18 protein-coding genes are annotated in these 13,502 nt (G+C 58.0%); 6 read left to right on the top strand and 12 right to left on the bottom strand.

Annotated elements, in window-relative coordinates:
* Positions 1-16: 16 nt before the first annotated feature.
* The gene (locus tag F7R06_RS27960; protein ID WP_090327179.1) at positions 17-436 is read left to right on the top strand and encodes a PA0061/PA0062 family lipoprotein; all 420 of its coding nucleotides are present in this window, start codon (positions 17-19) and stop codon (positions 434-436) included.
* Positions 437-442: 6 nt separating this feature from the next.
* Here the strand turns inward: F7R06_RS27960 and F7R06_RS27955 are convergent, their stop codons facing one another.
* Positions 443-676, bottom strand: a complete 234-nt coding sequence (locus F7R06_RS27955; RefSeq protein WP_090327182.1) for a DUF1161 domain-containing protein — start codon at positions 674-676, stop codon at positions 443-445.
* Positions 677-820: 144 nt separating this feature from the next.
* Complete coding sequence (locus tag F7R06_RS27950) at positions 821-1,252, bottom strand: OsmC family protein (protein WP_090327185.1); 432 nt, start codon at positions 1,250-1,252, stop codon at positions 821-823.
* Positions 1,253-1,492: 240 nt separating this feature from the next.
* Here F7R06_RS27950 and F7R06_RS27945 point away from each other — a divergent pair, with 240 nt between their 5' ends.
* Positions 1,493-2,494: an LLM class flavin-dependent oxidoreductase gene (locus F7R06_RS27945; RefSeq protein WP_090327189.1), complete on the top strand. Its 1,002-nt coding sequence runs from the start codon at positions 1,493-1,495 to the stop codon at positions 2,492-2,494.
* A gap of 67 nt (positions 2,495-2,561) precedes the next feature.
* Here F7R06_RS27945 and F7R06_RS27940 read toward each other — a convergent pair whose 3' ends face one another.
* Both F7R06_RS27940 and F7R06_RS27935 read right to left on the bottom strand, forming a co-directional pair.
* Positions 2,562-2,783: a DUF1161 domain-containing protein gene (locus F7R06_RS27940; protein WP_090327191.1), complete on the bottom strand. Its 222-nt coding sequence runs from the start codon at positions 2,781-2,783 to the stop codon at positions 2,562-2,564.
* A gap of 122 nt (positions 2,784-2,905) precedes the next feature.
* On the bottom strand, positions 2,906-3,121 hold the full coding sequence (locus F7R06_RS27935) for a dodecin (protein WP_090327193.1): 216 nt from the start codon (positions 3,119-3,121) through the stop codon (positions 2,906-2,908).
* Between the two features lie 157 nt (positions 3,122-3,278).
* Here F7R06_RS27935 and F7R06_RS27930 point away from each other — a divergent pair, with 157 nt between their 5' ends.
* Positions 3,279-3,605, top strand: coding sequence for an ElaB/YgaM/YqjD family protein (locus tag F7R06_RS27930; RefSeq protein WP_047535917.1), 327 nt, complete (start codon positions 3,279-3,281; stop codon positions 3,603-3,605).
* On the opposite strand, the gene F7R06_RS27925 is transcribed toward F7R06_RS27930, so the two are convergent.
* Positions 3,602-4,495: a LysR family transcriptional regulator gene (locus F7R06_RS27925; protein ID WP_090327195.1), complete on the bottom strand. Its 894-nt coding sequence runs from the start codon at positions 4,493-4,495 to the stop codon at positions 3,602-3,604. The two genes, F7R06_RS27930 and F7R06_RS27925, sit on opposite strands and share 4 nt — an antisense overlap.
* Positions 4,496-4,618: 123 nt before the next feature.
* On the opposite strand from F7R06_RS27925, the gene trpB reads away from it, so the two are divergent.
* From trpB to F7R06_RS27910, 3 genes are all read left to right on the top strand, one after another.
* Entirely contained in the window at positions 4,619-5,839 is a 1,221-nt protein-coding gene (gene trpB, locus F7R06_RS27920; protein ID WP_090327197.1) for a tryptophan synthase subunit beta, read from the top strand.
* Positions 5,839-6,651: a tryptophan synthase subunit alpha gene (gene trpA / locus F7R06_RS27915; RefSeq protein WP_090327199.1), complete on the top strand. Its 813-nt coding sequence runs from the start codon at positions 5,839-5,841 to the stop codon at positions 6,649-6,651. The genes trpB and trpA overlap by 1 nt, the downstream gene beginning before the upstream one ends.
* A 121-nt stretch (positions 6,652-6,772) precedes the next feature.
* Entirely contained in the window at positions 6,773-7,207 is a 435-nt protein-coding gene (locus F7R06_RS27910; RefSeq protein WP_090327201.1) for an anti-virulence regulator CigR family protein, read from the top strand.
* A 73-nt stretch (positions 7,208-7,280) separates the two neighbouring features.
* On the opposite strand, the gene F7R06_RS27905 is transcribed toward F7R06_RS27910, so the two are convergent.
* The 7 genes from F7R06_RS27905 to F7R06_RS27875 form a co-directional block, all read right to left on the bottom strand.
* Positions 7,281-9,242 carry a DUF7844 domain-containing protein gene (locus tag F7R06_RS27905; protein WP_090327204.1) on the bottom strand — a complete coding sequence of 654 codons (1,962 nt, stop codon included), beginning with the start codon at positions 9,240-9,242 and terminating at the stop codon, positions 7,281-7,283.
* On the bottom strand, positions 9,239-9,559 hold the full coding sequence (locus F7R06_RS27900) for a DUF2388 domain-containing protein (RefSeq protein WP_090327208.1): 321 nt from the start codon (positions 9,557-9,559) through the stop codon (positions 9,239-9,241). The genes F7R06_RS27905 and F7R06_RS27900 overlap by 4 nt, the downstream gene beginning before the upstream one ends.
* Before the next feature lie 28 nt (positions 9,560-9,587).
* Positions 9,588-9,905, bottom strand: coding sequence for a DUF2388 domain-containing protein (locus F7R06_RS27895; RefSeq protein ID WP_090327211.1), 318 nt, complete (start codon positions 9,903-9,905; stop codon positions 9,588-9,590).
* 108 nt (positions 9,906-10,013) lie between these two features.
* Positions 10,014-10,334: a DUF2388 domain-containing protein gene (locus F7R06_RS27890; RefSeq protein WP_090327213.1), complete on the bottom strand. Its 321-nt coding sequence runs from the start codon at positions 10,332-10,334 to the stop codon at positions 10,014-10,016.
* A gap of 333 nt (positions 10,335-10,667) precedes the next feature.
* A complete protein-coding gene (locus F7R06_RS27885) occupies positions 10,668-10,883 on the bottom strand; it encodes a DUF1127 domain-containing protein (protein WP_090327215.1) in 216 nt (71 codons plus the stop codon).
* 319 nt (positions 10,884-11,202) lie between these two features.
* A complete protein-coding gene (gene scpC, locus F7R06_RS27880) occupies positions 11,203-12,696 on the bottom strand; it encodes a succinyl-CoA:acetate CoA-transferase ScpC (RefSeq protein ID WP_090327217.1) in 1,494 nt (497 codons plus the stop codon).
* A 213-nt stretch (positions 12,697-12,909) separates the two neighbouring features.
* A partial coding sequence (locus tag F7R06_RS27875) for an NAD(P)(+) transhydrogenase (Re/Si-specific) subunit beta (protein ID WP_151149678.1) occupies positions 12,910-13,502 on the bottom strand: 593 nt, incomplete at its 5' end.

Here is a 13,502-nt window from a genome sequence, read left to right as displayed (position 1 = left end):
ATTCGGGACGTTCATCATGCGCAGATTGGTGCTGATACTCGCTGCAAGTGTGGTCGCTGGTTGTTCGAGTCCTTTGCCAGCGGTCGATCCGCAGATGGCGTGGGTCGATTTCTCTACGCCTTTTCCCAATGACAAATTGCTGATGGCCGAGCGGCTCGACAAGTTGCGCTTGCGTGACGGGCGTTTTTTTCAGGTCACTCCAGGCAGCCACGAGCTGATTGTTCGCTTCGACTTTGAGGTGCCGGGAGGAGGTTCTGACATGCTCAGCGATTCCACGGAGCGGCTGTGCTACATGACCATCAAGTACGATCATTTCGTCGCCGGTCAGCGTTATCTGCTGGAAGGCCGTTCCATGGCGTTTACTCCCGAGGCCCGTTTATACAACGCCAATCGTGAAATCGTCGCCGAAGCAAGCCAGTTCTACTGTTTGCTTTGAGACCGATCAGCGATCGTTCTTCTGGTAGATGATTTTTTTGGTTCCGTATTCGCACGAGCCAACGACCATATTCTGATCGTGCACTTCTTCGTTTTTCACGATTTCCAGCGTATAGGAAGTAACCCCTCTAGCCTGGATCTTGGCTTCGATCTCGGCCTTGAGTTCTTCACAGGGTTTCGCTGCTGCCAGGGCTGAAGTGGCCAGTGCGCTACAGATAACCGCCAAGGCAAAACGTTTCATGGTTGAAGCTCCCTTGAGGCAGCGCGCATGTTCATGGGTTTTCGGCTGCTGTCATTTATTCGACCACAGTTTTACCGGGCAAATCTCTGTGCTTGTAAAAAAGCTCGCAGCCCATGGCTGCGAGCTTTTCATTTCAGCGCGAATTTAGCTGACCAATGTCGCATCCAGGCTGATGCTGGCATTCAGCACTTTGGACACCGGGCAGCCTTCTTTCGCCTTGTTACTGAGTTCTTCAAATTGCGCCTGGCTGGCCCCGGGGATTTTCGCCCTGAGGATCAGTTTCACAGCAGTGATTGCAAAGCCGCCGTCCACCTGGTCGAGGGTGACTTCGGCCTGGGTATCGATGCTGTCGGCCTTGAGACCGGCGTCGCCGAGGATCATGGAAAACGCCATGGAGAAACAACCGGCATGGGCGGCGCCAATCAATTCCTCAGGGTTGGTGCCCTTGCCGCCTTCAAAACGTGCCTTGAAGCCGTAGGGCGCTTCTCTGAGGACGCCGGTTTCCGTGGATATCGAACCGATGCCGGTTTTCAGGTCACCTTCCCAATGAGCCGATGCTTTTTTGATGATAGCCATGCTTGTCTCCTCAAGAGCCGGCGCGGAGCGTCGCGCCTGCGTGATTTGCCTCGCTAGGGTTCTGAGGATAGACCGCGGTGCAAAGTTCACCTGATCTGGTCACTCCATCAATTCGGCAGGAATTTTCACCCTGCTATTGAAACTCGGGTATATGCCCTCATTGCATGAAACACGCTTTTGGATTCGGCAGGTTTTCGTTCGCGAGAAAAAACCTGCGCCCTCAATTGGAGAAGCAGGTTTATGAAACGACTGTCCGATATCAAGTTTTCGACCCTCGATCTGGTGCCTGTGCGAGAGAACGGCAGCGCAGCCCAGTCGTTACGCAACTCGCTGGACCTGGCGCAACACGTCGAAAAATTCGGCTACAACCGCTTCTGGGTCGCTGAACACCACAACATGGACGGCATCGCCAGTTCGGCCACCTCGGTTTTGCTGGGCTACCTGGCCGGTGGTACTTCGACCATTCGCGTCGGTTCGGGCGGGGTGATGTTGCCCAACCATGCGCCGCTGGTGATCGCCGAGCAGTTCGGCACCCTTGAAAGCCTGTATCCGGGCCGGATCGACCTGGGCCTAGGTCGTGCCCCCGGTTCCGATCAGATGACCGCTCGCGCGCTGCGCCGTGAACGCTCCGGCAGCGCCGATGATTTCCCGGAAGACGTCGCAGAGCTGATGCGTTACCTGGGACCGCGCACTCCGGATCAGCGAGTCATCGCAATGCCGGGCACCGGTACCCAGGTGCCGGTCTGGCTGCTGGGCTCAAGCCTCTTCAGTGCGCAATTGGCCGGTGAGCGTGGCTTGCCCTACGCGTTCGCATCACATTTCGCACCGCGCTACATGCATGAGGCGATTCGCGTCTATCGCAACCATTTCAAGCCTTCAGCCGTGCTGGACAAGCCCTATGTGATGCTCGGGGTGCCTCTGGTGGCTGCCGACACCGATGAGCAGGCCGACTATCTGGCTACTTCGGTGTTCCAGCGCATTCTTGCCCTGATGCGTGGCCAGAGCCTTGTACAGCGGCCACCGGTGAAAACCATGGATGGTCTGTGGCTGCCCCATGAGAAAGAAGCCGTCAGTGATTTCCTGGGCCTGGCGATGATCGGCAGCCCGCAGAAGATTCGCGCCCGGTTGGAGGTGCTGATCGAGCAGACTCAAGCCGATGAGCTGATTTTTACCTGCGACCTGTACGAACATTCCGATCGGGTCCATTCCTATGAACTGCTGGCGCAGGTCATGAAGGGCTGAGGTTCAAGCCGCGGCTACAAAAAAACCGACGCCATGGCGTCGGCTTTTTAATGGGTAAAGGAATTGCCTACCGTTTGTAGACAATGACCTTTGCGCCGCTCTCGCATTTACCGACGACTTTCCCGCCGGCAGCAGCGCCTTTATCGACGATCTCCAGCGAATATCCGGAAACGCCCTTGGCATCGAGCTTTGCGGCGATTTCGGCTTTGAGCTCTTCACACGGTTTGCCGGCCGCTAATGCGCTGCCTGCAAGGCTCAATAAACCTACCGCCAAAATAAACTTCTTCATTGGTCGCATTCCCTGGTCGGATAAAAGGATCGTCCGGCCATCCGCCGGACGCAGTCATGTAGCGCTTTGCCACCTCCATGTGGCACTCGGCCAGCGCACAAGTTCAGAAGTCAGGATCAAACTCAGCTACTGGCAATCCGGAAACCGACTTTGAGCGTCACCTGGAAATGAGCAGCCTTGCCATCCTTGATATGCCCACGGGTTTCCGTCACTTCAAACCATTCCATGTACTTGAGACTTTTACTGGCCTCGGCCAGTGCGTTGTTGATCGCGTCTTCAATGCTGCTGGTGGACGAGCCAACCAGTTCGACTTTTTTATAGGTGTGATGGTCAGACATGGCGTTCTCCTTAGGGTGTGAAATACAGCCTAGCAGCGATTTTCTGTCTTACTTCTGTCGCCCGGTCTGACAAGCAGGTTCACATTTACTGCACTTTCTCCAACCCCTGGAGTCCCAACCAACACACGCCACTCATCAACAATGCAGGAGAGCCACCATGGCCAACAGCTCGTTACGTAAAGCCTCATTGCAGAGCATGGAAGCGGAGATCGAGAGTCTGCTCAAATCCCTGGAAAACCTGAAAGACGACGCCTCGGACGAGTCACGTAAGACCCTCAAGGTACTCAAAGGCAACGCCGAGAACGCGCTGAGGCATTCGCGCCATCTGCTGGCCGATGCCTACGAAGAGGTCAAGGTGAAAACCCGGGAAACCGGGATCGCCACCCGGGACTACGCCCAGGAGCACCCTTGGACCACGGCGGGTGTTGCCGTGGGTGCGTTAGGCCTGCTGGCCGCGTATCTGTTGTGCAAGCGTGGTGACTAACTGGTTTGGCGCAGCTCGTTTTTAAGCCATTGCGCCAGTTGCCGGGCGCGTCCGTCCGCGGCGCGCTTGGGTAGCCACAACGCCAGTTTTGCCGGGGTTTCGCTGAAACCCCAGGGGGCGACCAAGCGGCCAGCCTTCAAGTCCTCGGCTACCAATGGCTCGGGGGCAATCGCCACGCCCAGCCCGGCGACGGCCGCTTCCAGCAAGTAATACAGATGCTCGAAACCCTGTCCGTACTTCAATGCCTTGGCATCGAGGCCACTTTGCTGCGCCCAGCTGGGCCAGGCTTGCGGGCGCGAGGTGGTGTGCAGCACGGACTCCTGCAGCAAGGCGGTGGCGGGCGCATCTTTCAGTCGTTCATAACCGACGAATCGCGGGCTCAAGACCGGTCCTATCCGTTCACTGGCCAGTTCGAACACCTGCATATCCGTCGGCCACGGCGGTTCGGCAAAGACCAGTAAGGCATCGAGGCCGGGGCGACGTGGATCAAGATCGCCTTCCCCGGCAGACAAGTGCAGGCGCAGGTCTGGCAGATCGGCATTCAACCGCCCCAGGCGCGGAATGAACCAGCGTGCAAGCAGGCTTCCCGAACAACCGAGGACGAAGGGTGCATCGGCAGTGCTTTGCGTGAGTTCGGCGCAAACCGTACGCAGGCGCTCAAAGGCCTCAGTACTGGCATCGCGCAAACGCATACCGGAATCTGTGAGTTTCAGGCCACGTCCGTCCTTGATGAACAGGCTCACGCCAAGGTGTTCTTCGAGCACCTTCAGTTGCCGGCTGACTGCGCCGTGAGTGACGTGAAGCTGCTCGGCTGCCTGACTGACGCTGTTCAGGCGAGCCGTGGCTTCAAAGGCCCTGAGGGCATTGAGCGGTGGGAGGTCGTGGCTCATTGATCTGTGAGTTTTCCTGACAGGTTGCGGCGATCTTATCGGTTTTCAGTGCGGGGCGTCAGGGGTACAGTTAAGCCCACTGTCTCTTTACTCATTACTTCACGCATCCAACTGGAGCGCTCCATGACCCAGACTAATCTGCGCAACGGCCCAGACGCCAACGGCCTGTTCGGCGCGTTTGGCGGCCGTTACGTCGCCGAAACCCTGATGCCGTTGATCCTCGATCTGGCCCGTGAGTACGAAGCTGCCAAGGAAGATCCTGCATTCAAAGAAGAATTGGCCTACTTCCAGCGTGACTACGTCGGACGTCCGAGCCCACTTTATTTCGCTGAGCGTCTGACCGAGTTCTGCGGCGGCGCAAAGATCTATCTCAAGCGTGAAGAGCTGAACCATACCGGCGCGCACAAGATCAATAACTGCATCGGCCAGATCCTGTTGGCGCGACGCATGGGTAAAAAACGCATCATCGCCGAAACCGGCGCCGGCATGCACGGCGTGGCAACGGCCACCGTGGCCGCGCGTTTTGGCCTGGATTGCGTGATCTACATGGGCACCACTGACATCGAGCGTCAACAAGCCAACGTGTTCCGCATGAAGCTGTTGGGCGCCGAAGTGATCCCGGTGGTATCCGGCACCGGTACTTTGAAAGACGCCATGAACGAAGCCCTGCGTGACTGGGTGACCAACGTCGACAACACCTTCTACCTGATCGGCACTGTGGCCGGTCCGCACCCTTATCCAGCGATGGTTCGCGACTTCCAGGCCGTAATCGGCAAGGAAACCCGTGACCAGCTGCAAGCCCAGGAAGGCCGTCTGCCGGACAGCCTGGTGGCTTGCATCGGCGGTGGTTCCAACGCCATGGGCCTGTTCCACCCGTTCCTCGACGACAAGAGCGTCGAGATCATCGGTGTCGAAGCGGCCGGTTATGGCATCGAGACCGGCAAGCATGCGGCCAGCCTGAACGGCGGCGTACCGGGCGTGCTGCACGGTAACCGTACCTTCCTGCTGCAGGACGACGATGGGCAGATCATCGACGCTCACTCGATCTCCGCTGGCCTGGATTACCCGGGTATTGGCCCGGAACACGCCTGGTTGCATGACATCGGCCGCGTTCAGTACACCTCGGTGACGGATGACGAAGCCCTCGCGGCGTTCCACCAATGCTGCCGTCTGGAAGGGATTATTCCTGCCCTGGAAAGTGCCCATGCCCTGGCTGAAGTGTTCAAACGCGCGCCGAACCTGCCGAAAGATCACCTGATGGTGGTGAACCTGTCGGGCCGTGGCGACAAAGACATGCAAACCGTGATGCACCACATGGAACAATCCAAGCAGGAGAAACACTGATGAGCCGCCTGCAAACGCGCTTTGCCGAACTCAAGGAACAGAACCGCGCCGCCCTCGTGACCTTCGTCACTGCCGGCGACCCGAGCTACGAGACTTCCCTGGCGATCCTCAAGGGCTTGCCGGCGGCGGGTGCTGACGTGATCGAATTGGGCATGCCTTTTACCGATCCGATGGCCGATGGCCCGGCGATCCAGCTCGCCAATATCCGTGCCTTGGCAGCCAAGCAGAATCTGGCGAAAACCCTGGAAATGGTTCGCGAGTTCCGCAAGGACAACAAAGAAACACCGCTGGTGCTGATGGGTTACTTCAACCCGATCCACAAATACGGCGTGCCGCGTTTCATTGCCGAAGCGAAAGAGGCCGGGGTCGATGGTCTGATCGTGGTCGACATTCCGCCCGAGCATAACGAGGAGTTGTGCGATCCGGCGCAGGCGGCGGGCATCGACTTCATCCGTCTGACCACGCCGACCACGGATGATGTGCGTCTGCCAAAAGTGCTCAATGGCAGCTCCGGCTTTGTGTATTACGTGTCGGTGGCCGGGGTGACCGGTGCTGGCGCAGCGACCCTGGAGCACGTCGAAGAGGCGGTCGCGCGTCTGCGTCGTCATACCGATCTGCCGATCAGCATCGGTTTCGGCATTCGTACCCCGGAGCAAGCCGCGAATATCGCGCGTCTGGCCGATGGCGTGGTGGTGGGGTCGGCGTTGATCGATCACATCGCCAATGCCACGACGCCGGAGCAGGCGGTGGATGGCGTACTGAGCCTTTGTTCGGCGTTGGCCGAAGGCGTGCGTAAAGCGCGCGTCAGCTGAAGGTAAAGTTCCTGATACAGAGGAATTAGCGCCCTCCGGCACAGACTAATGAGCAAGACCCAGGGCTTCAGGACCTCGTTCTGAAGCCCTTTTTGCTGCGTGTGCCGTGAGGAAAAAACCGATGAACATGTCGAAGCGTCTGATTGCCAGCCTGGGCGTTCTGATGCTCAGTGCTACCCCATTGTTGCCGGCCAGTGCAGATCAACACGATGATCACGGTCATTACGATAACCGTGGTGACTATCATGGCGATGATCATCGCGACCATGACAACCATTGGGGTGGCCCTCCACCGCGGGACTTCGGACCGGTGCGCCAGACCATTCACGACAATCACGGCTACTTCGTGCGAGGTGCACCGCCGCCACCGGGTGTCATTGTGGTGCGTGGACGGCCGCTGCCCCGAGGTTATTACGGCGAGCGCCTGGATAACCGGGCGCTGAGCCACTTGCCGTATTACCCCGGTTACGAATGGCGGCGTGCTGGCGCGGATGTTGTGCTGATCGCTGTGGGAACGGGAATTGTCTATGAGGTTTTGCAGGGGGTTCTGTACTGAAAAGCCAGCAGGTTGAAGGTCGAATATCCTGAACCTGTGGGAGCGAGCGGGCTCATTCCCACAGGTTATGGAATTAAGGTAACTCCAGGCCACCCGCTGCCTTGTGCAACTTGCGCAAGTGCTCACCAATCTGTTTCACGTTGGCTTCATTGGCCGCCATTTCGGCTGCGCGACTCGGTTCAAGCAGTGCTCTGACTTCCTTATCCAGATCGCCGGACAGTGCCAGCAGTTGTTTCTGTCGCTGGCTGCTTTCCGATTCCAGATGTTGCGACTCACTGGGTTGTGGCAAGCCATATCCGCCGCTGCCGAGCAGTTCTGCCGGACGGCTGAGAAAGCCGCTGTTATCGAGAATCTGCCTCAGTGTTTCGTTCGCCTTGTCCATTCCACCGTTTTTCAATTCTCGAGCGCCCAGGTAACGCTGTTTGACCTCGTCCTGGGCCAACAACAACTGGCGGCGAAAGCTGGCTTGTTCCAACAGGAGCAACGCTGCGCTCGTACGCAAATCAGCCTGTTCGAACCATTTGCGGCGCTCTTCGGCTTTCAAGTCGAGCCAGTCTTCTACTTTTTCCTGTTTGATCGGCAAGTGTTTTTTCAACACGTCAAACATGGCTTGATAACGATCGCGGAAGGAGTCGAAGCGATAGCCCAAACGCAGTGCTTCCCGAGGGTCGTCCAACACGCTGGTATCCGCCAGTCCGCGCCCTTTGAGCACTTCCAGCAGACCGTTTGGCATGATGTTGTCCAGAGCAACCAACTTGGGATTGTTTGTGCCGCCACGCAGTAACTTCAACTCCTCCACAGCACAGTTATTTGAAAGGAAGAAGTAGTTACCGTCGTAGCTCCAGTGCATCTCGGCGGCACGTTCCACCACATCTTCAATCTCGCGGCGCGACAGGTTCAGCGGCACCGAGGCCAGGCTGCGCAATTCGGTCTTGGTGTATTCGTCGATCACTTGGGCCAAAGGCAGGACAAACAGACGTGACGGGTATTTGCCCACCAAGCCATCCCAACTCGACAGTTGGACGTCGCCGACGAAGGCGCGGTAGGACAGCACAAGGTGCTGATCCAGGTCCAGTCGACAATCCGGCCCGCGCGGCCGGCCCGGTGCACAGATCACCAGCCGCAACATGCTGTGACCCCAGCGGCTGACCCAGTTCTGGTTGGCCTCTGCCAGCAGGTAGTCGACAGCGTAAACCCGCTCCGGATCTACCTGCCCCAGAGGTGTTTTGGCGAAGTCGTTACCGGCATTCAGGAAGGCGAAGGTCTTGCCGCAATCATCCTTGGCGGCGGGTGCCCAGCCGAAGTGCTCTTTGTAGTAGCGGTACAGCGAGGGGCGGCGACAGGCATAGCTCGGGTCAAGGAGGAAGTACTCCATGTTGACCGCGACGAACTCCTTGGGGCTGGTTGTCTCGTAAATATCCGGACTGCGGGCGATCTGGCGATTGTGCTGTTCGCGTTCACCGCGACGGCCTACGTATTGCTGCCATCCGGCGAGGTCGAGCAGGCGCGGGTCGTCACTGAGGGTAAAGCGGCGATCGGACTGGCCACGACATTCGTCCGGGATACCAATCAGCCCCGAGCTGCTTTGGTGCCGGGAGCAGCGCTGAATCAGTTTGCGTTCCGTCGTTGACCACAGGCGTGAACGGTCATAAATGTGGGTCAGTTCGTGCAGCACCGTCGCCAGCATCTCCCGGCGTACGGTGCCGTGGGGGCGATAGGTTTTCTTGGTTGCGGCACTGCCGTCAGTGAGGCCTGCCAGCAGGTTGCGATTTAGGGCGAGTTCCGACACCAATGACGCCTCGCCGTAGGCGTTGGCGGGCATGTCGTCGGTCCAGCTGACGTCGATACGCCGGTCGAGTTGCTCGATGAAGCGCGGCGGCAGCGCCTGCATGGCTTCATCGAGCAAGGCTTGGCTGGCTTGCTGTTGGGCGGGATTCAGGCCGTCGGTCTTGAGGTGTAGTTCAAGGCCGGCATGGGCGGCGTTGCCGAACAGCAATAGTGCTCCGGCCCACAGCCAGGCAGCTGGAAGCCTCACAGCGCGAGAATGGCTTCGGCGAGAACCTGGTCACTGGCGTCGCGGGCTTCCGGTACGCGGGTGCGCAACATATCCAAGGCTGCTTCCAGGTGTGCTCCACGAATGTCGCCGTTGCTGGCAACGAAACTGGCGGCGTCGTCCTGGGCTTCGCGGACGATTTTCGAATCACGGATGGAGGTGGTGGTATCGGATGTGAAATCAAGTGTGCGCTGGGTGGCACGAATCAGCATGTTACTGGTGGCAACCAGGGTATGGGCCTGGGCCACGTCGGCGAGCAGCAACAGGCCAAGGGTGGCGGCAATCAGCGGGTTACGCATGGAACGACTCCGGAGAAACTTGGGATAGCTATTGGACGAGAATTGCCTGTGCCAGTTCAAGGTCGCTGGCATGAAGTTTTGGCTGGGTTCGGCGCAGATAATTCAGGGCCGATTCCAGCTGTGCGCCTCTCAATTGGCCGTCACTGGCGATGAATGCCGCAGCGTCATCGTGGGCGGCGAGCAGCAGTTTATGGTCGAAGGGCGCCGAGGTCACCATGCTTGTGGCGTAACCACTGGCGACAGCGCCTTGTGTAGAGAGGTTGAAGGCATCGAAAGCGTGGGCCGAACCAGAGTGGATGGCCGCGAAAAATACCGTAGAGATCAACAGTTGTGAATGAAAGCGCATGAGACTCGACAGTTGCAAGTGAGTCCCAAGGCTAGCGCAAGCCCCGGTTTAGAGCCAGCGTCGCAACATTGGGACACGACTGGCGTGTCCCGCTCCAGGCCAGTCGCTTTAGATGGTCAGAATCGCTTGCGCCAGTTGAGCGTCGGTTGCATTCAGTTGTGGCGCCTGATGGCGGATGTAGTCGAGTGCACTTTCCAGTTTTACGCCGCGGATCGCGCCGTCAGTGGCAACAAAGCTCGCCGCGTCGTCACGGGCAGCGAGGATGATCTTGTGATCCTTGAACGACGACGAAACGACATCGGTGGTCGCATCGGACGTGGCCTTGAGCGCGTTGACGACAGCATCGGTGGTTGCGATGAAGCTGGAGGCATGGGCATTGGCAGCCACGGCAAACAGGGCTGCAGCGCTGAGCAGACGAAGACGGGACATGGTGAAACTCCTTTGGATAAATGCATTAAAAAGTGGCGCGGTGTCTGGACATTCAATTGCAAGACACTCGTTCGTCACCTGCTGGTTTTGATATTAGGCCCGTGCATAGACATTCGAACAGTGCCGTCTGTTCGGGTGGGAGGTGCTACCAGGCATACTGTACTGGTTATATTCTATTTATAGAAAACTGTACTTGTCTGCAACATTATCTACTTTTTGACCCGTTGAATGGCCTGAAACGACAAAACCCGTCGCGGTTTCCCACGACGGGTTCTGTTTGTTCAATTCGGGTTGCTGGCGGTGGACCTTAAGGTCAGAGCCAGCGACGCTAACTTAGCGCCAGAACGGCTTGCTCAGCTCTTCGTAGCGTTGTGCTTCGCTAATACCGGCATCAGCCAGCAGACGCGAATCCAGACGAGCCAGTTGATGGCGGCTGGAGATGCGGCGCTGCCACAGCATCAGGTTGGCGATAACGCGCAGAGGCATGGAAGCCTGGGTTTTTTCAGCAGTGTTGTCGAAGAACAGATCGGAACTGAGTGTACGTTCCATGGTGGTCATCCTTCCGCTTGTGGCGGGATTAGGTAGTGGTTTAACTGGTGCCCATGATCCTCTTGTTTGCCTAGTCTCTGTAGATACAGTTCACCTGTATTGTGAGGGCTCAGTTAACTGTTTATAGGGGGTGTACTGGTCGAAATTGAGGCAACTGTACCTGTCCGCACTAATTAGGTGCATTTTTGCCGATTTCTCTTAGGGGTGTAGGCAAATGCCGTAGAAAATGACCGGTACAGCAGTACAGTTTTTGAAAGGATATCGCTGGAAGATAGCTAGCTGACGAAATTGTGTTTCCGTCAGCTGCCATCTGTACCAATTACACCGCGAGCATTTTCCCGGTTTCTTCCAGGTTCATGTGCCAGCTCAGTGCATCACGCAGGATGTGTGGCGTATGACCGCCGAGGGCGCAAGCGGCGCAGAAGTAGTCGTTGAGTGCCTGGCGATAGTCCGGGTGCACGCAATTATCGATGATCACGCGAGCACGCTCCCGAGGCGCCAGGCCGCGCAGGTCTGCCAGGCCGACTTCGGTGACAAGGATGTCGACATCATGCTCGGTATGGTCAACATGGCTGACCATAGGCACCACGCTGGAAATGGCGCCGCCCTTGGCAATCGACTTGGTTACGAAGATGGCCAGGTGCGCGTTGCGCGCGAAGTCGCCCGAGCCGCCAATGCCGTTCATCATGCGTGTGCCGCAGACATGGGTTGAGTTGACGTTGCCATAAATGTCGAACTCGAGCGCGGTGTTGATTCCGATGATGCCGAGGCGACGTACCACTTCAGGGTGGTTGGAGATCTCCTGCGGACGCAGTACCAGTTTGTCCTTGTAGCGTTCAAGGTTGCCGAATACATCGGCGTTGCGACGGCTCGACAGGGTGATTGAGCTGCCTGAGGCGAAGCTCAATTTGCCGGCATCGATCAGATCGAACGTCGAGTCCTGCAGCACTTCGGAGTACATCGTAAGGTCTTCGAAGGGCGAATCAATCAGGCCACACATCACCGAGTTGGCGATGGTGCCGATACCGGCCTGCAGCGGGCCGAGCTTGTTGGTCATGCGCCCGGCATCGACTTCCTGCTTGAAGAAGCCGATCAGGTGGTCGGCGATGGCTTGGGTGTCAATGTCCGGCGGCAGCACGGTGGAGGGTGAGTCGGACTGATTGGTGATCACGATCGCGACGATCTTTTCCGGCGGGATCGGGATGGCAGTGCTGCCAATGCGGTCATCGACCTTGACCAGTGGAATCGGCGTGCGGGTCGGACGATACGTCGGGATATAAATGTCGTGCAGGCCTTCGAGGTTCGGGTTGTGCGCCATGTTGATCTCGACGATCACGTGTTTGGCGAAAATTGCGAAGCTGGCCGAGTTGCCCACCGAGGTGGTCGGCACGATATGCCCTTGTTCAGTGATCGCCACCGCCTCGATCACGGCGATGTCCGGCAGTTTCAGCTGCTGGTTGCGCAGTTGTTCGACGGTTTCCGAAAGGTGTTGGTCGATGAACATTACCTCACCGGCGTTAATCGCCTTGCGCAGCGTGCTGTCCACCTGAAACGGCATGCGCCGCGACAATACGCCGGCTTCGGTCAGCTGTTTGTCCAGATCGTTGCCCAGGCTGGCACCGGTCATCAGGCTGATCTTCAGCGGCGTGACCTTGGCTCGTTCGGCCAGTGCATGGGGTACAGCCTTGGCTTCGCCGGCGCGGGTGAAGCCGCTCATGCCGACGGTCATGCCGTCCTGAATCAGAGCGGCAGCCTCGGAAGCGCTCATCACTTTATCCAACAACGAAGGCAGGCGAATACGGTCACGGTACATGGATTGTTATCTCGGGCAACGGGTAGCAGGATGTGCAGTCTAGTGAATTTCGAAGGCCTGCGTCCCGCTACCAAGGTCGCAAAAGAGCTGTCTATTCCGGGGCTTTCAGACAAAACACCGTTACCGGATCGGTAACAAAGCTTCGATTTGTTCGACGATTTGCGCAAACAAAAACGCCCCGACGAGTCGGGGCGTCTGCGTTGCCGGCGAGGTTTACTCGACAGCCTTGACCATGTCCTCGATGACCTTTTTAGCGTCGCCGAACACCATCATGGTTTTGTCCAGGTAGAACAGTTCGTTGTCCAGACCGGCATAGCCGCTGGCCATCGAGCGCTTGTTGACGATGATGGTCTTGGCCTTGAACGCTTCGAGAATCGGCATGCCGGCAATCGGCGATTTCGGATCGTTCTTCGCGGCCGGGTTGACCACGTCGTTGGCACCCAACACCAGCACCACGTCGGCCTGACCGAACTCGGAGTTGATGTCTTCCATCTCGAACACCTGGTCGTAAGGCACTTCGGCCTCGGCCAGCAGTACGTTCATGTGGCCCGGCATACGACCGGCCACCGGGTGGATCGCATATTTCACGGTCACGCCGCGATGGGTCAGCTTCTCGGTTAGTTCCTTCAGCGCATGCTGAGCACGGGCCACCGCCAGGCCGTAGCCCGGAACGATGATTACGGTGTCGGCGTTGGTCAGCAGGAAGGTCGCGTCGTCAGCCGAACCGGATTTCACCGGACGGGCTTCCTTGGCGCCTGCGGGACCGGCGTCGGCTGTATTGCCGAAACCGCCGAGCAGTACATTAA

Source organism: Pseudomonas moorei (genome assembly GCF_008801475.1).
GTDB lineage: Bacteria > Pseudomonadota > Gammaproteobacteria > Pseudomonadales > Pseudomonadaceae > Aquipseudomonas > Aquipseudomonas moorei.
Note: the sequence above shows the minus strand (reverse complement) of the source record. Positions and strands in the feature narration are given on the sequence as shown.